General features: G+C 73.5%; 24 protein-coding genes. 18 read left to right on the forward strand and 6 right to left on the reverse strand.

Annotation, left to right across the window (positions count from 1 at the left end):
- Positions 1 to 82 precede the first annotated feature (82 nt).
- Positions 83 to 445, reverse strand: coding sequence for a hypothetical protein (locus tag O7627_RS01900; protein ID WP_278091770.1), 363 nt, complete (start codon positions 443 to 445; stop codon positions 83 to 85).
- 15 nt (positions 446 to 460) lie between these two features.
- Positions 461 to 778 carry a hypothetical protein gene (locus tag O7627_RS01905; RefSeq protein WP_278091771.1) on the reverse strand — a complete coding sequence of 106 codons (318 nt, stop codon included), beginning with the start codon at positions 776 to 778 and terminating at the stop codon, positions 461 to 463.
- Between the two features lie 427 nt (positions 779 to 1,205).
- Between O7627_RS01905 and folP the strand changes: the two genes are divergently transcribed.
- From folP to O7627_RS01940, 7 genes are all read left to right on the forward strand, one after another.
- The gene (folP, locus tag O7627_RS01910; RefSeq protein ID WP_278098118.1) at positions 1,206 to 2,078 is read left to right on the forward strand and encodes a dihydropteroate synthase; all 873 of its coding nucleotides are present in this window, start codon (positions 1,206 to 1,208) and stop codon (positions 2,076 to 2,078) included.
- A complete protein-coding gene (folB, locus tag O7627_RS01915) occupies positions 2,075 to 2,452 on the forward strand; it encodes a dihydroneopterin aldolase (RefSeq protein ID WP_278091772.1) in 378 nt (125 codons plus the stop codon). Before folP ends, folB begins: the two co-directional genes overlap by 4 nt.
- Positions 2,449 to 2,976: a 2-amino-4-hydroxy-6-hydroxymethyldihydropteridine diphosphokinase gene (gene folK / locus O7627_RS01920; protein WP_278091773.1), complete on the forward strand. Its 528-nt coding sequence runs from the start codon at positions 2,449 to 2,451 to the stop codon at positions 2,974 to 2,976. Before folB ends, folK begins: the two co-directional genes overlap by 4 nt.
- Positions 2,977 to 3,064: 88 nt before the next feature.
- Positions 3,065 to 3,532 carry a DUF3180 domain-containing protein gene (locus O7627_RS01925; RefSeq protein WP_278091774.1) on the forward strand — a complete coding sequence of 156 codons (468 nt, stop codon included), beginning with the start codon at positions 3,065 to 3,067 and terminating at the stop codon, positions 3,530 to 3,532.
- 196 nt (positions 3,533 to 3,728) lie between these two features.
- Entirely contained in the window at positions 3,729 to 5,093 is a 1,365-nt protein-coding gene (locus tag O7627_RS01930; RefSeq protein ID WP_278091775.1) for an ABC transporter permease, read from the forward strand.
- A 59-nt stretch (positions 5,094 to 5,152) separates the two neighbouring features.
- The gene (locus O7627_RS01935) at positions 5,153 to 5,470 is read left to right on the forward strand and encodes a hypothetical protein (protein ID WP_278091776.1); all 318 of its coding nucleotides are present in this window, start codon (positions 5,153 to 5,155) and stop codon (positions 5,468 to 5,470) included.
- Positions 5,471 to 5,538: 68 nt separating this feature from the next.
- Positions 5,539 to 6,030 carry a hypothetical protein gene (locus O7627_RS01940; protein WP_278091777.1) on the forward strand — a complete coding sequence of 164 codons (492 nt, stop codon included), beginning with the start codon at positions 5,539 to 5,541 and terminating at the stop codon, positions 6,028 to 6,030.
- Positions 6,031 to 6,120: 90 nt separating this feature from the next.
- Here the strand turns inward: O7627_RS01940 and O7627_RS01945 are convergent, their stop codons facing one another.
- Entirely contained in the window at positions 6,121 to 7,140 is a 1,020-nt protein-coding gene (locus tag O7627_RS01945; protein WP_278091778.1) for an ATP-binding cassette domain-containing protein, read from the reverse strand.
- A 2-nt stretch (positions 7,141 to 7,142) separates the two neighbouring features.
- Between O7627_RS01945 and O7627_RS01950 the strand changes: the two genes are divergently transcribed.
- The 4 genes from O7627_RS01950 (at position 7,143) to O7627_RS01965 (ending at position 12,371) form a co-directional block, all read left to right on the forward strand.
- Complete coding sequence (locus O7627_RS01950; RefSeq protein ID WP_278091779.1) at positions 7,143 to 7,832, forward strand: ABC transporter permease; 690 nt, start codon at positions 7,143 to 7,145, stop codon at positions 7,830 to 7,832.
- A complete protein-coding gene (locus O7627_RS01955; protein WP_278091780.1) occupies positions 7,829 to 8,551 on the forward strand; it encodes an ABC transporter permease in 723 nt (240 codons plus the stop codon). Before O7627_RS01950 ends, O7627_RS01955 begins: the two co-directional genes overlap by 4 nt.
- 181 nt (positions 8,552 to 8,732) lie before the next feature.
- Positions 8,733 to 9,737 carry a glycine betaine ABC transporter substrate-binding protein gene (locus O7627_RS01960; protein ID WP_278091781.1) on the forward strand — a complete coding sequence of 335 codons (1,005 nt, stop codon included), beginning with the start codon at positions 8,733 to 8,735 and terminating at the stop codon, positions 9,735 to 9,737.
- 105 nt (positions 9,738 to 9,842) lie between these two features.
- Complete coding sequence (locus O7627_RS01965; RefSeq protein ID WP_278091782.1) at positions 9,843 to 12,371, forward strand: hypothetical protein; 2,529 nt, start codon at positions 9,843 to 9,845, stop codon at positions 12,369 to 12,371.
- Positions 12,372 to 12,403: 32 nt separating this feature from the next.
- Here O7627_RS01965 and O7627_RS01970 read toward each other — a convergent pair whose 3' ends face one another.
- Positions 12,404 to 13,558, reverse strand: a complete 1,155-nt coding sequence (locus O7627_RS01970) for an NADH-quinone oxidoreductase subunit D (RefSeq protein ID WP_278091783.1) — start codon at positions 13,556 to 13,558, stop codon at positions 12,404 to 12,406.
- The gene (locus tag O7627_RS01975) at positions 13,555 to 14,664 is read right to left on the reverse strand and encodes an SAM-dependent methyltransferase (protein WP_278091784.1); all 1,110 of its coding nucleotides are present in this window, start codon (positions 14,662 to 14,664) and stop codon (positions 13,555 to 13,557) included. Before O7627_RS01975 ends, O7627_RS01970 begins: the two co-directional genes overlap by 4 nt.
- A gap of 160 nt (positions 14,665 to 14,824) precedes the next feature.
- On the opposite strand from O7627_RS01975, the gene O7627_RS01980 reads away from it, so the two are divergent.
- The 7 genes from O7627_RS01980 to O7627_RS02010 all read left to right on the forward strand — a co-directional run bounded on the left by O7627_RS01980 (position 14,825) and on the right by O7627_RS02010 (position 21,419).
- On the forward strand, positions 14,825 to 15,748 hold the full coding sequence (locus O7627_RS01980; protein ID WP_278091785.1) for a Rossmann-like and DUF2520 domain-containing protein: 924 nt from the start codon (positions 14,825 to 14,827) through the stop codon (positions 15,746 to 15,748).
- Entirely contained in the window at positions 15,745 to 16,596 is an 852-nt protein-coding gene (gene panC, locus O7627_RS01985) for a pantoate--beta-alanine ligase (protein WP_278091786.1), read from the forward strand. The genes O7627_RS01980 and panC overlap by 4 nt, the downstream gene beginning before the upstream one ends.
- Positions 16,597 to 16,613: 17 nt before the next feature.
- Positions 16,614 to 17,045 carry an aspartate 1-decarboxylase gene (gene panD / locus O7627_RS01990; RefSeq protein WP_278091787.1) on the forward strand — a complete coding sequence of 144 codons (432 nt, stop codon included), beginning with the start codon at positions 16,614 to 16,616 and terminating at the stop codon, positions 17,043 to 17,045.
- Positions 17,046 to 17,114: 69 nt separating this feature from the next.
- Complete coding sequence (locus O7627_RS01995) at positions 17,115 to 18,023, forward strand: septum formation family protein (protein WP_278091788.1); 909 nt, start codon at positions 17,115 to 17,117, stop codon at positions 18,021 to 18,023.
- 70 nt (positions 18,024 to 18,093) lie between these two features.
- On the forward strand, positions 18,094 to 19,770 hold the full coding sequence (locus O7627_RS02000; protein WP_278091789.1) for an L-aspartate oxidase: 1,677 nt from the start codon (positions 18,094 to 18,096) through the stop codon (positions 19,768 to 19,770).
- The gene (gene nadC / locus O7627_RS02005) at positions 19,767 to 20,657 is read left to right on the forward strand and encodes a carboxylating nicotinate-nucleotide diphosphorylase (RefSeq protein ID WP_278091790.1); all 891 of its coding nucleotides are present in this window, start codon (positions 19,767 to 19,769) and stop codon (positions 20,655 to 20,657) included. The genes O7627_RS02000 and nadC overlap by 4 nt, the downstream gene beginning before the upstream one ends.
- Positions 20,658 to 20,660: 3 nt before the next feature.
- On the forward strand, positions 20,661 to 21,419 hold the full coding sequence (locus tag O7627_RS02010; RefSeq protein ID WP_278091791.1) for a type III pantothenate kinase: 759 nt from the start codon (positions 20,661 to 20,663) through the stop codon (positions 21,417 to 21,419).
- Between the two features lie 3 nt (positions 21,420 to 21,422).
- Here O7627_RS02010 and O7627_RS02015 read toward each other — a convergent pair whose 3' ends face one another.
- On the reverse strand, positions 21,423 to 22,169 hold the full coding sequence (locus tag O7627_RS02015; RefSeq protein WP_278091792.1) for a class I SAM-dependent methyltransferase: 747 nt from the start codon (positions 22,167 to 22,169) through the stop codon (positions 21,423 to 21,425).

Genomic DNA, 22,169 nt, shown 5'->3' on the forward strand with positions numbered 1-22,169 from the left:
GCTGTCGCCCCGCCCGGCCTGGCGGCTGTGCCGGCACCCGCGGCGGGCCCGGCTCCTCGGCGGTTCCAGTAGTGCCGCTTGGTCATGCCAGCTCCTCCCGGATCCGGATGCGGGTCGCGATCAGGCGGGGGTCGCGTTGCTCCGTGGCGGGTTCGCGGGTGCGTCGCCAGTCGGTGAGCGCGGTACGGATGACCATCCGAGCCGGCCGGTCCGGGTCGACGTACCGGAACACGAAGGATGTGGTGACGATCGCGAGCGCGATCTCCCAGGCCGGGAAGAGCTCGACTTTGAGCGTGAACAGCCAGTGGATGAAGACGTAGAGCGGTACCAGCAGCATGAAGAGGCCGTACTGGGCGTACGGCAGGTGCACGGGCAGGGTGTAGCCGGGCGGCCCGAGATAGACCAGGCGGGCCCGATAGATGTCGTCGTCGGTGCGCAGCCGCATCTCGTGCTCCGCGCCCTATTCGAAGATCAGGTTGATCAGGTAGTCGCCGACGAAGAAGAGCGTGGCGGCACCGGCGATGAAGGCCAGCCCGACGATCGCGATCGCCGAACTGGTGAGCACCTTGGAGATCTCGCCGCGGCTGGCGCGGCCGATGAAGATCACTCCGAGTACGGCGAGCAGGATGGGCGCGATCTTGCTGGCGAAGAAGCTGACCACGCCTTCGGTGTTGATGCCCGTGGGCTCGGGCTCCGCGGCCAACGGTATGGAAGCGAGCGTGTCGAGGACCTGCGTGGCGCCTGCCCACGCGGTGTCCACGAGCTCTATGGCGATCATCGGAATCCTCCCCGGTGCGCCCGGTGGGCGGCCGCACCGCAGTTGTCAAACCCTCGGGAACCCTGGGTCAGGCGCGATGGGGATTGACCCTGCGTTCCACGTTCACCGCGTGCGGTGATGGCTCCTGGGCGTTTTTGTCACGTTTTGGCCCATCTCCTCAGACTCCAACATCGGAATGATGCGCAATTCCAAAAGCGTACGGCGCGGTCCTGTTTCGAACAAGCCGCGCCAGGTCGCACCTGGAGTACCCGCCTGTCGGGGTTCTCACCCGGCAGGCCGGGCGGAGCCGCGACGGGGGGATGGGTACCGTCTAGCCGTGCGTGAGAGGAGCCAGGACGCCGCTGGTGGCCAGGCCGGGAACCGGCCCGCCGACGCCGGGCCGCCCGGTGCGCCGCCCGATCTGCTCCCCGCCGCCGAGCCGGTGGTGATGGGAGTCCTCAACGTGACACCTGACTCCTTCTCCGACGGCGGCCGGTACGCCGACCTGGCCGCCGCGGTGCGGCACGGGGTCGGGATGCACCAGGACGGGGCCCGGCTGATCGATGTCGGTGGCGAGTCGACCCGGCCCGGCGCGGACCGGGTGGACGCGGCGACCGAGGCCGACCGGGTACTGCCGGTCATCCGGGAACTCGCCGCGCTCGGTGTGCCGATGAGCATCGACACCTACCGGGCCAGCGTCGCGGCCGCCGCGCTGGCGGCGGGGGCCTCGGTGATCAACGACGTCTCCGGTGGTCTCGCCGACCCGGACATGGCCCGGGTCGCCGCCGACGCCGGCTGCCCGTGGATCCTGATGCACTGGCGTGGACACGCCAAGCGGATGCGGGAACTGGCCAGTTACCACGACGTGGTGGCCGATGTGCGGGCCGAGCTGGCCCAGCGGATCGCCGACGCGCTCGCCGCCGGGGTGGCGGCGGACCGGATCATCATCGATCCGGGCCTCGGTTTCGCGAAGGGCGCGACGGAGAACTGGCGGCTCACCGCCGGTCTGCCCGACCTGCTCTCGCTCGGCTATCCGCTGCTCTTCGGAGCCAGCCGCAAGTCGTACCTGGGTGCCCTGCTGGCCGGGGCGGACGGCACGCCGCGACCGACCGCGGGGCGGGAGGCGGCCACGATCGCCACCAGCGTGCTCGCGGTCGCCGCCGGTGCCTGGGGGGTCCGGGTGCACGACGTCCGGGGCACCGTCGACGCGCTCGCGGTCTGGCAGGCCAGCGGCCGCCCCCGACTCGCCACCCCCGACCCGACCGACCCGACCGACCCGAGCAACCCGAGCGGTCCGGCCGGACAGGCCGGGACGCGATGACCGACCGGATCGTGCTGACCGGGCTGCGGGCCCGGGGCCGGCACGGGGTGTACGAGTTCGAGCGGGCCACCGGGCAGGACTTCGTCGTCGACGTGGTGCTGGAGCTCGACCTCGCCGAGGCGGCCCGGTTCGACGACGTCACCCGTACGGTGCACTACGGGGAGCTCGCCGACCGTCTGGTCGCCGTGGTGGCCGGCGAGCCGGTCAACCTGATCGAGACCCTGGCCGAGCGGCTCGCGGCGGTCTGCCTCGCCGAGGCCCGGGTCGTGGTGGCCACGGTGACCGTGCACAAGCCGGGAGCGCCCATCCCGCACGATTTCGCCGACGTCGCGGTGACCGTCACCCGGCGCCGTCCGCCCGGTGCTGCCGGATGACCCGGGCGGTGCTCGCGCTGGGCAGCAACCTCGGCGACCGGTACGCCCGGCTGCGCGCCGCGACCGACGCGCTGCGCGGCGAGCTGCTGGCGGTGTCCGGGGTGTACGAGACGCCACCCTGGGGAGATCCGGACCAGCCCGCGTACCTGAACGCGGTGCTGCTGGTCCGCGACCCGGCGGCCGGCCCGAACGACTGGCTGGCGCGGGCCCGGGCCGCCGAGGAGGCCGCCGGCCGGGTCCGCGACCCGGAGCGCCGGTACGGCCCCCGTCCGCTGGACGTGGACGTGATCTGCGTCTGGGACGACGCGGGGGCGCCGGTGATCAGCGACGACCCCGAGTTGACCCTGCCGCACCCCCGCGCCCACCTGCGGGCCTTCGTGCTGCGGCCGTGGATCGACATCGAACCGTTCGGCAGGCTACCGGGGCATGGTGCGCTCACTGACCTGCTCGGCGCGCAACCGTTGGCCACGGACGTGCTGGAGCTGCGCCCGTGCCCGGATCTGCGACTAGAGTCGACGGGGTGAGCGTGCGAGTCGGGAGCCGACCGGGCGGGCTGGTGGCATGACCGACCCGTCACCCCGGGCTCCGAAGCCTGCCCCCGACCGGCCGCGGATGGGGCCGACCCGGCCGGCCACCCTGGTGGTCGCGGGGCTCGCCGCCGCGGCGGTGGCCTGGCTGCTGATCAGCGGGTTCTACGGCAGCTTCCCCACCCTCCCATGGTTACCTACCGTGACTATTGCGGCGCTCGCGGTGCTGGAGGCGTACGCGGCGATCAACACCCGTGGCCGGGTGGAGCGTAAGCCTGGCCGGGACCCGGTCGATCCGCTCGCCGTCGCCCGGTTCGTCGTGCTGGCCAAGGCGTCCTCGCTGGCCGGCGCCATATTCGCCGGCTTCTACGCCGGCCTCGCCGGTTGGCTTGTCATCGAACAGACCCGGGCGGCCAACCAGGATCTGCCGGCCGCCGTGGCCGGCCTGGTGGCGGCCTTGACGCTGGTGGTGGCGGCGCTCTGGCTGGAGCGGGCCTGCCGGGTGCCGGAGCGCCCCGACGACGAGCGGGACCCGGGCGAGCCACAGCCGTAGCCGACCCGCCGGGATCGCGCGGATCATGGTCGCGCGGATACGGGGGGTGACTACCGAGCCCTGTCGCGGGTACGGTGCGTCCGACCGGTCGAATCCATAAGCTTCGCCGACCGGACCGGGTGATCCGCCGGTCCGGATGCCGGAGACCGTCGCGGGGCTGGGGTGGTCGGCTGGACGACCACAGGAGGCGCGCAACATGTCGTACGACGACTCGATCTATCGGCGCCGCGATTCCGGCGGCGCGGACCCGACCGGCACGGGTTCGTACGCCGACGCCAGGTTCGACGACGACAGCGGCTACCCCGAGGACTCCGGGGTCCGGTCCCCCGGATACCAGGCGGGGCGCTTCGTGACCAGCGACTACCCGGATCCGGACCCGGAGCCGGAGCGCGAGCGCCGGAACACGGCACGGCACCGCAGCGTCTCGCCGGCGGTCCTCGACGACGTCTTCGACGACCCGACCCACGGCGAGCCCGGCCGGGACCGGCTCGCGGTGCACGCCGTGATCGAGATCCTGCTGCTCGCCGTCGCGGCCGGCCTGGCCTACCTGCTCTACCGGGAGAATCCGGACGCGGTCCGGGCGGCGCAGCTGGACGGCCTGTTGGTCTCGGCCACCGCCCTCGGTCTGCTCGTGCTGGGGGCCGGGATGACGCTGCGGACCGGAGCGCCGAATCTGGCGCTCGGCCCGGTCGCGATCGCGGCGGCCCTGCACTTCGCCGAGAACGGCGATCAGGGAGTGGTCACCTCGATGCTGCCCGCCATGGTCGCGGCGACCGGGGCCGGGCTCGTCCTGGCGCTGCTGGTGGTGGTGTTCCACGTACCCGGTTGGGCGGCCAGCCTGGCCGCGGGCCTCGGGACCGTGGTCTTCATCCAGTTGCGGACCGCGCCGGTCGACGTGCAGGGCGGGTACGACCCGACGGTGCACGCCCTCTACCTGTTCGGTGGGTTCGCCGCGCTGGCGGCCCTCGGCGGAATGTTCGGATCGATCAAGACGGTCCGTCGGACGGTCGGTCGGTTCCGGCCGACCGGCGACCCGGCGCACCGGCGGGGCGGGGCCGCGGCGACCATCACCGCCGCGGCGATCGTCGCCTCGATGCTGTTCGCCATGGCCGCCGGGGTGCTGCTGGCCGCCGGTGGCAGCGACAGCGTGGCGCCGTCGACCGGGTTCGAGTGGTCCGGACTGGCGATCGGCGCCGCGCTGCTGGGCGGGACGAGCGCCTTCGGTCGGCGCGGCGGCGTCTTCGGCACCCTGTTGGCGGTGGTGGCGCTGACCCTCTTCCTGCGCCTGGACGACGAGCGGGGCCTGGACATCGCGCTGGCCGCGGTGGCGGCCGTGACCCTGGCCGCCGGGCTGGTGGTGACCCGGCTGGTCGAGGCGTACGGCCGGCCCAGGTCGGCGATCGAGGTGGGGCAGGAGTGGGAGGACGAGCCGGAGCCGCCGGCCACCCCGACCTGGAGCCACGCGGGTCCCGAACGGACCGACACGTGGTCGACGTTGCCGGGTCAGGTCCCGGAGAGCCGGGTCGACCCGTGGACCACCGACCGGTGGACCGACCGCTGATCGGTCGGTCATCCGCCGGTCGCCGCGCCGCCGGCCGAACCCCCGGCTAGGCTCGCGGTATGACCGATTCGCCAGCCAACGGCCACGGCACGCCGACCCTCGCCGAGCTCGACGCGCTCTCCACTGAGGAGCTGCGCAAGCGGGCCTTCGCGCTCGCCCGGGAACGGCTGGACGTGCGGTTCTTCTGGTCGGTGCTGCGGCACCTGCCGAACGCCGACGAGGCGGCGATGCTGGACGGTTCCCCCAACTCCGTCGGCCCGACCGTGGACGAGGCGGTCGCGCTCTGGCGGGAGTTCACCGGCCACGGTTACGAGGAGTCGGAGCCGTTGCTGCGGGCGGCGTTCATCGACTACCTGACCAGGCATTCATCGGAGTAACCACCGCGAAAGGGGCCTTTCGACCGGTCAGGTTTGCGAACCTGAATGCGTTGGGAAATAGCGGATCCATGGCTCTCACCAACCGCTACAAGACCGCAACGGGTGCGGGCACGTTCGCCGCGCTGATACTGGTCCTGGTCTTCGGCAGCCCGTGGTACGCGGACTGGGCCCGGGACAACACCAACGAGAACACCGCCGGTGGCTGGTTCCTCCAGTTGCTGGCCTGGCCGGCCTGGCGGTTCGACACCGACGACTCCATCCAGGATCTGATCGCCGCCGACCTCAAGGCCATCCTGGTCGTGGCGCTCACCGCGCTCTTCCTCTACCTACTGCCCGGCTCGCAGTTGGCCCGGGCCCGCGGCACGCTCAGCCAGTTCTTCGCCGGTTGGGCCGCGTTCATCTTCGCCGGTGCCTTCGCCGCCCTGTTCACCGCCCTGATCCAGGCCAACCCGTCGCTGCTCGGCGCCTTCCGGGCGGCCGGCAGCGGCACCAGCTACGGATTCTTCGTCGGCTGGATCATCGGCATCGCCGCCCTCGGTGGCTGGCGGGGCCGCCGGTAGACCATCCCCCCGATACCGCACCCCCGAGAAGGCGCGGCCGGGCCCTCCCCCCGGGGCCCGGCCGCGCCGGCGGGTGCGGCCCCGGTGGGGTCACTCGACGGGGTCGGCCGGGTAGTCGATGCTGAGGATCCGGTGCCGGCTCAACAAGCCCGCCGGTCGATCACCGTCGACCACCCGTGCCTCGTCGGCGTTCGCGGTGAGCAGGACGGCGAGCGCGTCGTAGAGCGACGCGCCGATCGGCACCGTCGGTCGGCCGCCGGCCACCTCGGCCGGCATCGGGTCGAGCAGTTCCGCGGTGATCGGGGTGACGGCGAGCCGGCGGATCGCCCGGTCCGCGCCGACGAACTCGCGGACGAACGGGGAGGCCGGCTCGCCCAGCAGGGTGGCCGGGCTGGCGTACTGCTCCAGCTTGCCGCCCTCGGAGAGGACGGCGATCCGGTCGCCGAGCCGGACGGCCTCGTCCAGGTCGTGGGTGACCAGCACGATGGTCTTGCGTACCTCGGCCTGCAGGCGCAGGAACTCCTCCTGCAGCCGGGCCCGGACGATCGGGTCGACGGCGGAGAACGGCTCGTCCATCAGCAGCAGTACCGGGTCGGCGGCCAGCGCCCGGGCCACCCCCACCCGCTGCCGCTGGCCGCCGGAGAGTTCACTCGGGTACCGCCCGCCGAACCGCGCCGGGTCGAGGCCGACCACCTCCAGCAACTCGTCCGCCCGCTCGGCGATCCGCGCCCGGGACCAGCCGAGCAGGCGGGGGACCGTGCCGACGTTGGCCCGGACGGTCTGGTGCGGAAAGAGCCCGACGTTCTGGATGACGTATCCGATGCGGCGGCGCAGCCGGACCGGATCGGCCTCGGTGACGTCCTCGTCACCGAGCAGGATCCGGCCGCCGGTCGGCTCGATGAGCCTGTTGATCATGCGAAGGACCGTCGACTTGCCGCAGCCGGACGGGCCGATCAGCACCATCAGTTCACCGGCCTTGACCTCCAGACTGAGGCCACTGACGGCGACGGTGCCGTCGGGGAACCGCTTGCGGATGCCGTCCAGGGTGATCGAGGCGGCACTCGCCGGCTGCGAGCCGGCGGCGGGAGTGGCCTTCGGGGTAGCGTCCACACATGTCCTTCCGCGAGATCTACCGGGAAGACCCGGGCAATCCGTGGTTCTCCTGGCAGTACGTGCGGGACAACTCCGAGACCATCCTGACCGCGCTGCGGGAACACACCTCACTCACCGTACGGGCCGTGGTGCTCGCCGCGTTGGTGGCCATCCCGCTGGCCGTACTGGCGTACTGGTTCCGGTCCCTCACCGGGCCGATTCTCGCATTCTCCGGGGTGCTGTACACGATTCCGTCGCTGGCGCTCTTCGCCTTCGTGGCGCCTTACCTGGGCACCGGCACCCGGACGGTGCTGCTGGGTCTGGTCCTCTACGCGCTGCTGCTGATCATCAGGAACGCGCTGGCCGGCCTGAACCAGGTGCCGCCGGAGGTCCGGGAGGCCGCGGCGGGCATGGGGTACGGCCGGTTCGCCCGCCTGATCCGGATCGACCTGCCGCTGGCCCTGCCGGGCATCCTCACCGGTCTGCGGCTGGCCACGGTCTCCACGGTGGCGTTGACCACGGTCGGGGTGCTGGTCGGCCACGGCGGTCTCGGTCAGCTCATCATCGGCGGATTCCGCAACAACCTGTACCGGGCGGAGATCGTCACCGGCACCATCCTCTGCGTCGGGCTGGCGCTGGTGCTGGATCTGTTGCTGGCCGGGGTCGGCCGGCTGCTCACCCCCTGGGCCAACCGCCGGAGCGCGTCGTGAACCCGGTAGAGCAGGCGATCGTCTGGCTCAACGATCCGCTGAACTGGACCAACCCGGGTGGGGTGCTGGACCGGTTGGGCGAGCACCTGATCATCTCGTCGGCCGCGGTCGCGCTCGGCTGCCTGGTGGCCTGGCCGATCGGGCTCTGGCTCGGGCACACCGGGCGCGGTGGCGGCGTGGTGGTGCTGATCTCCAACGTGACGCTGGCCATCCCCACCCTGGCCCTGCTCACCATCCTGCCGCTGACCTTCCTCGGGCTGGGCCGGCCGCCGGTGATCATCGCGTTGGCGATCTTCGCGATCCCGCCGCTGCTCGCCAACGCCTACACCGGGGTGCGGGAGGCCGACCCGCAGGCCCGCGACGCGGCGCGGGGGATGGGGCTCTCCGGTGGGCAGCTGCTGCGGCAGGTCGAGCTGCCGTTGGCCATCCCGTACCTCGCCGCCGGTTTCCGGACCGCCGCCGTTCAGGTGGTTGCCACCACCGCGCTCGCCTCGTTCGTCAACGGCGGTGGTCTCGGCCAGATCATCAGCGCCGGTTTCGGGCTCGACATCGCCACCGGGGCCGGGCAAATCCTGGCCGGTGGACTGCTCGTCGCCCTGCTCGCGTTGCTGGTCGAGGTGATTCTCGCCACGGTCGAGCGGGCGGTGACCCCGCGGCCGCTGCGCCGCGTGCGGTCGCGCGCCCGCCGCCGCGCCGCGGACGCGGTATCCGGCACCTGAGCGCCCGGGGATCGGGCCGAACCCAGGGACCGCGTGACGATCTGGTGACAACATCAGGCCCAGGTTGTCGGTCCGAGCCGGAGGATGTTGGGTGGAAGTCGCGGGCGTTCATCAGACAGATCGCCCGTCGGACACGCGGCCGGCCCGTGGGGGTCGCGCCGGGACACGGAAGGCGGGCGTCATGCGCGCACGTACACGTCTGGCACTTGGCGCGGTCGGGGCCGTCGCGGCGGCGGGGATCCTCGCCGGCTGCGGGGACGCCGGCTCGTCGGGCACCGAAGCCCCGGCGGCCGGCGCGTCCGGCCCGGGCTGCGCCCCGGTGGCCGGCAGCGAGCTGATCGTGCTCGAGGACGACAAGGCCCTGCAGAACACCGACAACATCATCCCGGCGATCAACGCGAAGGCCGCGAACCCCGAGATGATCGCGGCCCTGAACAAGGTCTCGGCCGCGCTGGACACCAGCAAGCTGATCGCGCTGAACCGGGCGGTCGACATCGAGCGGAAGACGCCGCGGGTGGTGGCCGAGGAGTTCGCCACGGCGAACAACCTCACCGCCGGCATTCCGGCCAGTCAGAGCGGGTCGCTGGTCGTCGGGGTGGCCAACTTCAGCGAGAGCCAGACCCTCGGCGAGCTGTACCGGATCGTGCTGACCGCGGCCGGCTACGAGGTCCGCGTCCAGCAGATCGGCAACCGGGAGCTCTACGAGCCCGCGTTGGAGAAGGGCGAGATCCAGGTGGTGCCGGAGTACGCCGCCACCCTGGCCGAGTTCCTCAACGGCAAGGTCAACGGTGCCAACCCGCCGGAGATCTCCTCGCCGGACCTGGCCAAGACCACGGAGGGCCTGCGGACGGTCGGTGAGCAGTCGGGGCTGGCCTTCGGTGAGCCGTCACCGGCGCAGAACCAGAACGCCTTCGCGGTCACCCGCGACTTCGCCGACAAGTACGGCGTGCGCACCCTGTCGGAGCTGGCGGAGAAGTGCTCCGGACAGGCGACCGTACTCGGTGGCCCGCCGGAGTGCCCGCAGCGTCCGAAGTGCCAGGTCGGCCTGGCCGACGTGTACGGCTTCCAGGCCGGCTCGTTCAGCTCGCTCGATCCGGGTGGACCGCTGACCAAGGGCGCGCTGAACCAGGGTGAGATCAGCGTCGGTCTGGTCTTCTCGTCAGACGGCGCGATCGCCACCAGTTGAGCCGTCCACCGGGCCCGTCCGGGGCCGGCGTCGCATCTGCGGCGCCGGCCCCGCGCCGTCCGCCGCCGTTTCGCGGTACGGCGACAGTGGGTAGGCTGCACAGCCATGCCAGCCGAGGAGGCCCCGGAACCACGGCGCGGCCGGCCGCTGGCCACCGTGCTGTTCTGGTGTGGGGTCGGGCTGGCCCCGCTCGCCGCGTTGCTCCTGCTGGTGGCGCGGGGGAACGGGCCATTGCGGATCGCCGCGGTGCTGGCGATCCTGGCGGTTGTCCTGATCGGACTGTCCATCACCCTCCGTGGTGATCCGGAGGCGATCCGGGCAGACCTGGAGGAGATCGTCGCCGAGGAGATCGACGAGCTGCGCGCGGATGTGCGCAACGACGTCGCAACCGCGGCCCGCGCCACCCACAAGGCGTTCGGCGAGAAGCTACAGGTCCTGCAGAACAGTGTGGAGTCACTGCGCGGCCAGTTGACGGCCGCCCAGTCCACCGCGGCCGCGACCCGACCGGTGGCCGGAGCCGCGGCGCCGGTCGGGCATCGGGACCCGGCCCGCCCCGACCCTGGGCCGGTGTCGTCCGGGTCGGTGCCCTCCGGGTCCGCGCGGTCCGGGTCGGTGCCCTCCGGGTCCGCCCGGGTGGCAGCAGCTGCGGTACCGGTCGTCTCCGCTGGCGACCGGGCCGATCGGTCGTCGGGCTCACCCGGGCCGCCCAGGTTGCGGCTGATCACCACCACCCCCGACGCCGTCGTAGCTGATGACTCCCCGGGAGCGGACGAGCCGGAAGCGGCCGCACGGCGGTGGATCGGCGACCGCGACGGCCATCACGACGACCTCGGACACCACGAGCGCAGCCGCGCGGGTAGGGCCGGCTCCGACCGACGCCGCCGGGTCGCCGGCGACGAGCGTGACGAGGCCGGCAACCACGGACACCGCCGGCATGACGGACGTCGACACGACGCCGACCAGGAACACGACGGCCGCGGAGACGGCGACGGGCGCGGGCACGAAGAGCGCGGGTACGACGGCCGCGGGTACGACGACGGCCGCCGGCACGACGACGGACGCGGGTACGACGACGGCCGCCGACACGACGACGCCCGCGGGTACGACGACGGCCGCCGACACGACGACGCCCGCCGGCGCGACGACGGGCGCGGGTACGAAGAGCGCGGGTACGACGGACGTCGGCGCGACGAAGAGCGTCGGCCCGATGACCGGGCGCGCGGCTACCAGGGGTGGCTCGACGAGCCGGGTCGGTTCGACGAGCCGGCGGCGGACGCCGGACGGCGGGGCGGGTCCGGCGGTCACCGGCGCGAATCGGGGCCGGCCGGGCGGGAGTGGGCGGCCAGGTCGGCCGGCGGCCCCCCGCACCTGCCGGCCGGTGTGGTCCGGCACACCGAAACCGTCAAGGTGACCACCCGGCAGACGATTGTCGGGCCACACGAGGAGCCCCGCTCCGGCAACATCTACGGCACCGGCAACATCTACGGCGGTGGCGGCCGCGACGAAGAGCCGGATGACGGTCCCCCCGAGAGCGGGTACGGCGGCGCCGGTTACTCGCGCTCCGGGTACGGCGACGCCGGTTACCCGCGGACGGGGTACGGCGATACCGGGCACCCGCGGACGGGGTACGGCGACGCCGGTTACCCGCGCTCCGGATATGGCGACGCCGGTTACCCGCGGACCGGGTACGGCGACCGGGTCGGTCCGCCGGACTGGTCCGGACCGCCACCCCGTCGCCCGGGCCGCGATTCGGGGCAGGAAGAGCGTCGTTACCCGGTCGATGGTCCGTATCCCGCCGGCGGCCAGCCGAGCGATGTTCGGCCCCGTTCCGATCGATCGGCCGCCGACCCGGGATCCGCCGCGGGCTGGTCGGGTGCGGAGGCGGGCGACCGGTGGGCCGCGGCGCGCGCCGACGATCGTAGCCGCGAGGTGCGGATGGGCGAACGGCACGCGGCGGTACGCGCCGACGGATCCGGCACCGAACTGCGGGTCGAGAACCGGTGGGCCGCGGTCCGCCAGGAGCAGCCCGTGGCGGGCGCCGACCGGGTTGGCGACCGTGCCGGGCCGCGCCCCGTCGGCGGCTACTGGTCCGAACGCGCCGACCAAGCCTGGACCGACCAACCCTGGACCGACCAACCCTGGACCGATCAACCCTGGGCCGGCCGGCAGGAAATTGCACCGGCCGCCGGTGACCGGGAGTGGGGGAGCGACAATCGGTCGGAGTCCGCGTGGGGCGGACGAGCGTTGCCGGCCGGGTCGGGCGGCGATGCCTGGTCGGGCGGCGATGTTGATTCGGGCGGCGATGCCTGGTCGGGCGGCGATGTTGATTCGGGCGGCGACGCCTGGTCGGGCGGCGACATTGGGTCCGACCGGGGCGGCCGGCATTCCGGCGGACCCGGGGAGCCGGCCTACGGGGAGCGGGCCGGCTCGGGTTGGGAGTCGGCCGGCTCCGGCTGGGAACGGACCGGGTCCGGCTGGGGGTCGAGCGGCCCGGACCCCGACGACGCGTCCCCGGACCTCGAGCCGGTACGCGGCCGGCGGCACCGGGACGAGCCGAGGTACGGCTACCCGCCGGCGGATGACGTTCCCCGGGCCGGTGGAACCCGCTGGTCGGACGACGACCGCTGGCGGTGACCGACCTGCACCGCCGCTGACGGTGGCCGAAGCTACTTGTCGATGTCGCCGACCACGAAGAACATCGAGCCGAGAATGGCGATCAGGTCCGGCACCAGGCAGCCCGGCAACAGGGTGGCAAGCGCCTGCACGTTCGCGTACGACGCGGTTCGCAGCTTCATCCGCCAGGGTGTCTTCTCGCCCCGGGAGACCAGGTAGTAGCCGTTGATGCCGAGCGGGTTCTCGGTCCAGGCGTAGGTGTGCCCCTCCGGGGCCTTCACGACCTTGGGCAGCCGGACGTTCACCGGCCCGCTGATCCGGTCCACCTCGAGCAGGCACTGCTCGGCCAGGTCGAGCGAGACGTGGACCTGGTCCAGCAGGACCTCGAACCGGGCGTGGCAGTCGCCGGTGCGCCGGGTCACCACCGGCACGGTGAGCGATCCGTACGCCAGGTAGGGGTCGTCGCGGCGCAGGTCGAAGTCGAGCCCGGAGGCCCGGGCGACCGGTCCGGAGGCGCCGAACGCGGCGGCGTCGGCGGCCGGCAGCACGCCCACCCCGACCGTCCTGGCCAGGAAGATCTCGTTGCGGCGGATCAGGTTGTCCAGGTCCGGTAGCCGCCGCCGGACCTCGCCGATCGCCTCCCGGGCCCGGCGGGTCCAGCCGGCGGGGACCTCCTCCTTGAGGCCGCCGACCCGGTTGAACATGTAGTGCATCCGGCCGCCGGAGACCTCCTCCATCACCGTCTGCAGCGTTTCCCGCTCGCGGAAGGCGTAGAACATCGGGGTGATCGCCCCGATCTCCAGCGGGTAGGAGCCGAGGAACATCAGGTGGTTGAGGACCCGGTTCAGCTCGGCCAGTGCGGTCCGCAGCCAGACCGCCCGTTCCGGTACCTCGATGCCCATCAGCCGTTCCACCGCCAGCGCGACCCCGAGTTCGTTGGAGAACGCGGAGAGCCAGTCGTGCCGGTTGGCCAGCACCAGGATCTGCCGGTAGTCGCGGACCTCGAAGAGCTTCTCCGCACCCCGGTGCATGTAGCCCACGATCGGCTCGCAGGAGACCACCCGCTCGCCGTCGAGCACCAGCTTGAGCCGGAGTACGCCGTGCGTGGACGGATGTTGCGGTCCGATGTTGAGCACCATGTCGGCGGTGTCCAGGCCCGCTCCGGTGCCGACGGTCAACTCCCGCAACGCGCCCGCCTCGGTGGTCATGTCGGCCATCGTGCCACGACCGCGGCGACCTGTGCGCCGACCGGCTGGAGCAGCCACCAGTGACCGCCGAGGCCGGCCGGGTCGGTGAGCTCCGCGGTAGCCGACGCGGCGGCCAGCGCACGCAGGTAACCGGCGGGATCGGTGGCGGCCAGGGCGAGCGGCGGTCGGCCGCCGTCGGCCCCGAGCGCGCGCATCGCCATCCGCTGCCGGACCAGCGTGTACGGCGTACCGGCGGCGGCCGATCCGGCGGCGGCGGCCGAGTCGACGGCGACGTGGGCGGTGATGTCGCACGTCCCGTCCGGCACCGGCGGCACCTGCCGGCCGGCGCGGAACCCGGTGAGGGTGCCCAGGGGTGGCCGGTCGTCGGCCAGGTGGCCGTAGTCGACGGCGAGCGCCAGCCCGCGCTCCAGGGTGCCGACCGCGCCGGCCCAGGCGAGGTCGCGGGGCAGCCCGATCTCGGCCCGGGTGCTGTGGGCCGGCGGCCACCAGCGGGCCAGCCAGGCCGCCTCGGCCGGTTCGACCGCCCCGCCGAGCGATTCGGCTCCGGTCGCCGGGTCCACCAGCACCCGCCGCCACCGCACCCCCCACGACTCCGCAGAGTTGACCGGCCCAGCCGGCCCAGCCAGGCCCTCCGGTCCCGCCGGGTTCGCCGGTTCCGCCGGGTCAGCTGGTGGAGCCGAGCGATCGGGTTCCACCAGTTGGGCCGCGTCCAGCGGCACGTTGTCCAACCATTCCGTGGCCACTACCAGCCCGGTCGAGTGGACCGGTGGTTCGGTCCGCCAGTCGATCTCGGGCGGCAGATCGGCCGGCCGGGGGGCGAGTTCGACGGCGACCGGTCGCAGCCGCCGGGCCAGGTCCGGCGGCGCCTGCGCGCAGAGGGCGCGCAGCAGCTCGCCCCGGCCCGCGCCGATGTCGACCAGATCCAGCCGGTCCGGCCGGCCGAGCGCCAGATCGACCTGCTCGACCAGGCGCAGCAGCGTCGCGCAGAAGACCGGCGAGGCGTGCACGCTGGTCCGGAAGTGCGCCGCCGGGCCGGACCCGGTGACGAAGAACCCGGCCGGTCCGTAGAGTGCCGCCGCCATCGCGGCCCGCCAGCCAACGGCCATCAACAGAGGTTATGCGGAGCGCCCCGGGCCGCCGGCGGTGACGCCGGCATTCCGCGGTCGGGGCGCCGGTGAAGGTTTTCACACCTTCTTGTCACCCCTGCGTAACGGCGGCGCATACTTGCCCCGACCGGTACCCCACTTCGAGGACTGGATCGTTGAGATGAGCGCATCGACGCGCCCCCCGCTCACCGTCGGCGTCGTCGGCGCCGGCCGGGTGGGCGCCGTACTCGGCGCGGCGCTGAGCCGGGCCGGCCATCACGTGGTCGCCGCCGCTGGCGTCTCCGCCGCCACCCGCTCCCGGATCGCCGAGCTGCTCCCGGCCGCCGTCAACCGGCCCGCCGACGAGGTGGCCCGGGCAGCCACCGACCTGCTCCTGCTCGCCGTGCCCGACGACGCTCTCGGCACCGTGGTGGCCGGGCTCGCCGACACCGGCGCGCTGCGCCCGGGCCAGGTGGTGGCGCACACCTCCGGCGCGCACGGGCTGGCGGTGCTGGGCCCGGCCGCCGCGGTGGGCGCCCGGCCGCTGGCCCTGCACCCCGCGATGACCTTCACCGGTACGCCGGCCGACCTGGCCAACCTGCCCGGCATCTCCTACGGGGTGACCACGCCGCCCGCGCTGCGCCCGTTCGCCACCCGGCTCGTCGCCGATCTGGACGGGGTGCCCGAGTGGGTCGCCGAGTCGGACCGGCCGCTCTACCACGCCGCCCTCGCACACGGGGCGAACCACCTGGTCACGCTGGTGAACGAGGCCACGGACCGGTTGCGCGAGGCCGGGGTGGGCCAGCCCGAGAAGGTGCTGGGTCCGCTGCTGCGGGCGGCCCTGGAGAACGCGCTCCGGCTCGGCGACGCCGCGTTGACCGGCCCGGTCTCGCGGGGCGACGCCGGCACGGTGGCCCGGCACCTGGACCGGCTGGCGCAGGTCGCGCCGGAGTCCGTACCCGGTTATCTGGCCCTGGCCCGGCGGACCGCGGACCGGGCGATCGACGCCGGCCGGCTCCGGCCGGTGGACGCGGTGTCGCTGCTGGAGGTGCTCGCCGACCGGCAGCGCGGGCCGGCGTTCGCGGCGGGGGAGGCCCCGGCGTGACCGACGTGCTGCGGACCCGGGCCGAACTGGCGGCGGCCCTCGGCCCGGCCACCGGTCGGGTCGGGCTGGTGATGACGATGGGTGCCCTGCACGCCGGGCACGAGGCGCTGCTGGTGGCGGCCCGGGAACGGGCCGACCTGGTGGTCGCGACCATCTTCGTGAACCCCCTGCAGTTCGGTCCGAACGAGGACCTGGACCGCTATCCGCGCACCTTCGAGGCCGACCTGAAGATCTGCCGCGCGGCGGGGGTCGACCTGGTCTACGCACCGGGGCCGGCGGAGGTCTACCCGGCCGGTGACCCGCTGGTACGGGTCGACCCCGGCCCGCTCGGCGCCCAGTTGGAGGGCGCCAGCCGGCCCGGCTTCTTCCACGGTGTGCTCACCGTGGTGCTCAAGATGTTCAACCTGGTAAGCCCCGACTACGCCTTCTTCGGCGAGAAGGACTACCAGCAGCTCGCCCTGGTCCGGCGAATGGTGCGGGATCTGGATCTGGACGTCGAGATCGTCGGGGTGCCGACGGTCCGCGAGCCGGACGGTCTGGCGCTGTCCAGCCGGAACCGTTACCTGGCCGGTCTCGAACGGCAGGGGGCGCTGGCGCTGTCGACCGCGCTGCGGGCGGGTGCCGACGCGGCCACCCGCGGGCTCGACCCGGCGGCCGTGCTCGCCGCGGCGCAGCGGGCCTTCGACGCCGACCAGGGCGGCGCGCGGCTGGACTATCTGGTGCTGACCGACCCGGAGCTGCGACCGGACCCGGTCGCCGGGCCGGCCCGGTTGCTCGTGGCCGGCTGGGTCGGCGACACCCGCCTGATCGACAACATCGGCCTGCGGCTGGCCGCCGCCACGTCGTGATCCAGGGAAGGAAACCGATGCTTCGCACCATGCTCAAGTCGAAGATCCACCGGGCCACCGTGACCCAGGCCGACCTGCACTACGTCGGTTCGGTGACCGTGGACACCGAGCTGCTCGAAGCGGCCGACCTGCTGCCCGGCGAACAGGTGGCGATCGTCGACGTGACGAACGGCGCCCGGCTGGAGACGTACGTCATCCCGGGCGAGCGGGGCAGTGGCGTGATCGGCATCAACGGTGCCGCGGCGCACCTGGTGCACCCCGGGGATCTGGTCATCCTGATCGCGTACGGCCAGTTCGACGACGCCGAGGCGGCCGCCTACCGTCCCCGGGTGGTGCATGTGGACGCGGCCAACCGGATCATCGAGCTGGGTGCCGACCCGGCCGGCGCGGTCCCCGGCATGGTTGGTGACCCGGTGCCGGGCGGCCTGCTCACCGGTTCGCGTGGGTAACTTTTCCGGTCCGCCCGCGTAACCTGGAGGGCGTCGAGCCGGAATCTCGGTGCCCTGGGGAGGGACGCGATGCGTCGTTGGCTGAGCGCCGTGGCGCTGACCGTCGCGGCCGGGATCGCGCTTACCGGCTGCGGCAACCCGGCCGGGGTGGACGGAGCACTCATCGACGACTGGCCGGCGCTGCCCGAGGCGGGACCGTTCGTGCCGGCCGCCGGGGTCTGCCATCCCGGGGCCTTCGCCGAGACGGTGGCCCTGGCCGACCACCAGCCGGTCGAGTGCGTCAGCCCGCACCAGGTGGAGACGGTGCACGTCGGCACCTTCGCCGACGCCGCGGCCGGGCTGCCCGCGCCGCCGGCCCGCGACTCGGCCGAGCTCGCCGCCGCCTACACCGAGTGCGACGGCAAAGCCCGGGAGTACGTCGGCGACGAGTGGCGGCACGGCCGGCTGTGGCTGGGCGTGGCGCTGCCGACGCCGGTGGCCTGGACCGCCGGTGCCCGGTGGTTCCGCTGCGACCTGCGGGAGATGACCGACATCGAGGGGCGGGCCAGGCCGGCCGCCCGGGAGGCCAGCCTGCGCGATGCGCTTGTCGAGTCCTCACCGCTGCGACTCACCTGCTACACGGTCGACCTGACCGGGACCGGCCGGATCGAGAAGATGTCGCCGGTCGGCTGCGACCAGCGGCACAACGGCGAGTTCGTCGGGGTCTGGCGGGCGCCGGCGGACCTCGACTATCCGGCCCGGGACGGCGAGTGGGCGCGGTTCTACACCGAGTGCTACAACGTCCTCGCCGGGTACGCCCAGGTGCCGAAGGACCGGAACCTGCGGGCCCGGGCCGGGGTGGTGGTCCTGCCGGCCAGCGAGGCGGAGTGGCGGGCCGGCAACCGTGGGGTGCGGTGCTATCTCTGGCGCAACGACACGACGTTCACCCGATCGGCCAAGGGCGCCGGACCGGCCGGCCTACCGGTCCGGCGGGCCTGAGCGAGCGGCCTGGCCCACTTCTCTACGCCCCGCGCTGCGCCGGGGCCACCCGGCGCGGTTGACTGTGGGAATGGATCAGCCAGCACCGCGACCGCCCCTGCCGAGCCTTCCGGCGCTGCTCGCCGCGCCGGCCCCCGGCTGGGTGGAGACCACCGACGTGGTGGTGGTGGGGTCCGGGATCGCCGGCCTCACCGCGGCGCTGCACCTGCGGGAAGCCGGCCTGCACGTCACCGTCGTCACGAAGGTGAACATCGACGACGGCTCCACCCGGTGGGCGCAGGGCGGGATCGCGGCCGTGCTGGACCCGCTGGACACCCCGGCGGCGCACGCCCGGGACACCGAGATCGCCGGGGTCGGGCTCTGCGACCCCGAGGCCGTCCGGCTGCTCGTCGAGGAGGGGCCGACCCGGCTGCGGGAGCTGGTCCGGCTGGGCGCCGAGTTCGACCGGCACCCCGACGGGACGCTGATGCTGACCCGGGAGGGCGGCCACCGGGCCGACCGGATCGTGCACGCCGGCGGCGACGCCACCGGCGTCGAGGTGCAGCGGGCGCTGCACGCGGCGGTCGGCCGGGACCCGTGGATCCGGCTGGTCGAGCACGCCCTGGTGCTGGACCTGCTGCGCGCCCCCGGCCCGGCCGGCACCGGCCGGGCGTGCGGGGTGACCCTGCACGTGCTCGGCGAGGGCAGCGCGGACGGGGTCGGCGCCGTCCTGGCCCGGGCGGTGGTGCTGGCCACCGGCGGGATGGGCCAGGTCTTCGCCGCCACCACCAACCCGACCGTCTCCACCGGCGACGGCGTGGCATTGGCGTTGCGGGCCGGCGCGGCGGTCACCGACATCGAGTTCGTCCAGTTCCACCCCACCGCGCTGCTCGTGCCCGGGGCCGGGCAGGGCCAGCAGCCGCTGGTCTCGGAGGCGCTGCGCGGGGAGGGCGCCCACCTCGTCGACGGCGACGGCAAGCGGTTCATGGTCGGCCAGCACGAACAGGCCGAACTGGCCCCACGGGACGTGGTGGCCAAGGGCATTCACCGGGTGCTGCTGGCCACCGGCTCCGACCACGTCTACCTGGAAGCCCGGCACCTCGGCGCGGAGTTTCTGGCCAGCCGGTTCCCGACCATCGTGGCCTCCTGCCTGGCCGCCGGGATCGACCCGGCCACCGACCCGATCCCGGTGGCGCCGGCCGCCCACTACGCCTCCGGCGGCGTCCGCACCGACCGGCACGGCCGGACCTCCATCCCCGGCCTGTACGCCTGCGGCGAGGTCGCCTGCACCGGCGTGCACGGCGCGAACCGGCTGGCGAGCAACTCGCTGCTGGAGGGGCTGGTCTTCTCCCGCCGGATCGCCGAGGACATCGCCCGGGACCTGCCGGCACCGGTTGAGCCTGCACCGGGCGGGGCGTGGACCGGGGGCGTCGGCTGGGTGGTCGACCCGGGTGTGCGTACCGGATTGGGGTCGGCGATGTCGCGCGGCGCCGGGGTGCTGCGGTCGGCGGAGTCGTTGCGCGGGGCCGGCGCGGCCCTGACCGGGCTGGGCGACACCCGGGGCCGGCCGGAGACCGCGAGCTGGGAGGCGACGAACCTGGTCACCGTGGCGGCGGCCCTGGTCGACGCGGCGTACGCCCGCCGGGAGACCAGGGGCTGTCACTGGCGGGAGGACCATCCGGAGCCAGACCCGCGTTGGCTCGGGCATCTGGTCGGCTCGCTCGGGCCGGCCGGCGTACTGCGGCAGGACTGGGAGGCGTTGGGATGACACCGGCGATCATCGAGGCGTTGCGGGCCGACGGGCTGGACCCGGTCGAGGTGGAGCGGATCGTGCGTACCGCGCTGGCCGAGGACCTCGGGCCGGCCGGGCTGGACGTGACGAGCGTGGCCACCATCCCGGCGGACCAGGTCGACACCGCCGAGTTGGTCGCCCGCGAGGCCGGCGTGGTGGCCGGGTTGACCGTCGCGGCGGCGGTCTTCGACGTGGTGGGCGGGCGTACCGTGTCGGTGGTCCGCACCGCCCGCGACGGCGCGGCGGTGGCCCGCGGCGCGGTACTGGCCACGGTCACCGGCCCCACCCGGGCGCTGCTCACCGCCGAGCGCACCGCGCTGAACCTGCTCACCCGGATGTCCGGGGTGGCCACCCACACCCGGGCCTGGACCGAGGCGCTGGCCGGCGGGAAGGCGCAGGTGCTGGACACCCGCAAGACCACTCCCGGGCTGCGGATCCTGGAGAAGTACGCGGTGCGCGCGGGTGGCGGCGGCAACAAGCGGATGGGCCTCTACGACGTCGCGATGATCAAGGACAACCACAAGCTGGCGGCCGGCGGCATCGGGGCGGCGTACCGGCGGGTCCGGGAGCGGTTCCCGGACGTGCCGGTGCAGGTCGAGGTGACCACCGTCGGCGAGGCCGAGGAGGCGGTCGGGGCGGGCGCCGACTTCCTGCTCTGCGACAACATGTCCCCGGAGCTGCTGGCCGAGGTGGTGGCGGCGGTCGGTGACCGGGCCGAGTTGGAGGCCACCGGCGGGCTGACCCTGGCGGCCGCGGCGCGGTACGCGGCCACCGGCGTGGACTACCTTTCGGTCGGGGCGTTGACCCACTCGTCGCCGATCCTCGACATCGCGCTGGATCTCCGAGACTCCGACCGGGACTGACAGATGCTGCTCTGCATTGACATCGGCAACACCAACACCGTGCTGGCGACCTTCGAGGGCGAGAAGCTGGTCCACTCCTGGCGGGTCAAGACCGACGCCCGGTCCACCGCGGACGAGCTGGGGCTGATGTTCCGGGGGCTGCTCGCCGGGGACGCGGTCGAGATCACCGGGGTGGCGGCCTGCTCCACCGTGCCGGCCGCGCTGCGCTCGCTGCGGGCCATGCTGAGCCGGTACTACCAGGACATTCCGCACGTGGTGGTGGAGCCCGGTGTGAAGACCGGGGTGCAGTTGGCGATCGACAACCCCAAGGAGGTCGGCTCGGACCGGGTGGTCAACACGCTGGCGGCGTTCCACCTGTTCGGCGGGCCGTCCATCGTGGTCGACTTCGGTACGACGACCAACTTCGACGTGATCAGTGCGCGCGGCGAGTTCCTCGGCGGCGCGTTCGCGCCCGGGATCGAGATCTCCTTCGACGCGCTGGCGGCCCGGGCCGCTCAGCTGCGCAAGGTGGAGGCGACCAAGCCGCGTTCGGTGATCGGGAAGAACACCGTCGAGTGTCTGCAGGCCGGGATGTACTTCGGCTTCGCCGGTCAGGTGGACCGCATCGTCGAGCGGATGACCGAGGAGCTCGGGCAGGTGCGGGCGGTGATCGCCACCGGCGGCCTGGCGCCGCTGGTGATCGGCGAGTGCCGGACGGTCACCCACCACGAACCGATGATCACCCTGATCGGCCTGCGGATGGTGTACGAGCGCAACCTCTGACGGTCAGCGGCGGCGGGCCCGGTAACAGCTCGTCCGGTACGGCAGTTCGAAACGGTCCCGGCCGGCGAGGTCCGGGTGGCTGGCGGCGAGTTCGCGTACCGCCGCGTCCATCGCGCGCTGGTCGTCGGGCGCGGCGGTCAGGTAGTAGGAGCGGGTCGCCATCAGCGCGACCAGCGAGTCGGGCGTGTGCCAGGTGGAGTGCCGGAACTCGGCCCGCTCGACCGGTCCGAACTCGACGCCGAAGGAGTCGACCCCGTCCTGTGTCCCGCCGAGCCCCCAACCCCCGACGATCTCCTCGGCGATCGCGGTGAGCGTCGCGGTCCAGGCGACGGTGGGGTCGCGGTCGTTCCAGATGGCGGCGAGGGTGCCGCCGGGGCGCAGCACCCGGGCGGCTTCGGCGTGCGCCGGCTCCCGATCGAACCAGTGGTACGCCTGGGCCGACAGAACCGCGTCGACGCTGCCGTCGGCGACCGGGACGTCCTCCGCGGTGCCGACCAGCGCCGTCGTGCCCGGGGTGGCGAGCGCCAGTTGCGCCCGCATCTCCTCGTCCGGCTCCACCGGTACGGCGGTGTAGCCGAGTTCCAGCAGGACCCGGGTCAGGATGCCGGTGCCCGCGCCGAGATCGACGACCCGCCCGGGCGGGTGGTCCCCAGCTGCCCATTCGACGGCCGGGGCCGGATAGCCGGGCCGGTACCGGTCGTAGGCGGACGCGGCCGTCCCGAACGACCGGGCGTGGGTGTGCTCGACCAT

It is taken from the genome of Solwaraspora sp. WMMD1047 (genome assembly GCF_029626155.1).
Classification (GTDB): Bacteria; Actinomycetota; Actinomycetes; order Mycobacteriales; family Micromonosporaceae; genus WMMD1047.

Excerpts from the sequence above, each read along its gene's own strand:
- O7627_RS01900 (WP_278091770.1), bottom strand. The coding sequence starts at position 445 with ATGCGGCTGCGCACCGACGACGACATCTATCGGGCCCGCCTGGTCTAT.
- O7627_RS01905 (WP_278091771.1), bottom strand. The coding sequence starts at position 778 with ATGATCGCCATAGAGCTCGTGGACACCGCGTGGGCAGGCGCCACGCAG.
- folP (WP_278098118.1), top strand. The coding sequence starts at position 1,206 with ATGGGAGTCCTCAACGTGACACCTGACTCCTTCTCCGACGGCGGCCGG.
- folB (WP_278091772.1), top strand. The coding sequence starts at position 2,075 with ATGACCGACCGGATCGTGCTGACCGGGCTGCGGGCCCGGGGCCGGCAC.
- folK (WP_278091773.1), top strand. The coding sequence starts at position 2,449 with ATGACCCGGGCGGTGCTCGCGCTGGGCAGCAACCTCGGCGACCGGTAC.
- O7627_RS01925 (WP_278091774.1), top strand. The coding sequence starts at position 3,065 with ATGGGGCCGACCCGGCCGGCCACCCTGGTGGTCGCGGGGCTCGCCGCC.
- O7627_RS01930 (WP_278091775.1), top strand. The coding sequence starts at position 3,729 with ATGTCGTACGACGACTCGATCTATCGGCGCCGCGATTCCGGCGGCGCG.
- O7627_RS01935 (WP_278091776.1), top strand. The coding sequence starts at position 5,153 with ATGACCGATTCGCCAGCCAACGGCCACGGCACGCCGACCCTCGCCGAG.
- O7627_RS01940 (WP_278091777.1), top strand. The coding sequence starts at position 5,539 with ATGGCTCTCACCAACCGCTACAAGACCGCAACGGGTGCGGGCACGTTC.
- O7627_RS01950 (WP_278091779.1), top strand. The coding sequence starts at position 7,143 with ATGTCCTTCCGCGAGATCTACCGGGAAGACCCGGGCAATCCGTGGTTC.
- O7627_RS01960 (WP_278091781.1), top strand. The coding sequence starts at position 8,733 with ATGCGCGCACGTACACGTCTGGCACTTGGCGCGGTCGGGGCCGTCGCG.
- O7627_RS01965 (WP_278091782.1), top strand. The coding sequence starts at position 9,843 with ATGCCAGCCGAGGAGGCCCCGGAACCACGGCGCGGCCGGCCGCTGGCC.
- O7627_RS01970 (WP_278091783.1), bottom strand. The coding sequence starts at position 13,558 with ATGACCACCGAGGCGGGCGCGTTGCGGGAGTTGACCGTCGGCACCGGA.
- O7627_RS01975 (WP_278091784.1), bottom strand. The coding sequence starts at position 14,664 with ATGGCCGTTGGCTGGCGGGCCGCGATGGCGGCGGCACTCTACGGACCG.
- O7627_RS01980 (WP_278091785.1), top strand. The coding sequence starts at position 14,825 with ATGAGCGCATCGACGCGCCCCCCGCTCACCGTCGGCGTCGTCGGCGCC.
- panD (WP_278091787.1), top strand. The coding sequence starts at position 16,614 with ATGCTTCGCACCATGCTCAAGTCGAAGATCCACCGGGCCACCGTGACC.
- O7627_RS01995 (WP_278091788.1), top strand. The coding sequence starts at position 17,115 with ATGCGTCGTTGGCTGAGCGCCGTGGCGCTGACCGTCGCGGCCGGGATC.
- O7627_RS02000 (WP_278091789.1), top strand. The coding sequence starts at position 18,094 with ATGGATCAGCCAGCACCGCGACCGCCCCTGCCGAGCCTTCCGGCGCTG.
- nadC (WP_278091790.1), top strand. The coding sequence starts at position 19,767 with ATGACACCGGCGATCATCGAGGCGTTGCGGGCCGACGGGCTGGACCCG.
- O7627_RS02010 (WP_278091791.1), top strand. The coding sequence starts at position 20,661 with ATGCTGCTCTGCATTGACATCGGCAACACCAACACCGTGCTGGCGACC.
- O7627_RS02015 (WP_278091792.1), bottom strand. The coding sequence starts at position 22,169 with ATGGTCGAGCACACCCACGCCCGGTCGTTCGGGACGGCCGCGTCCGCC.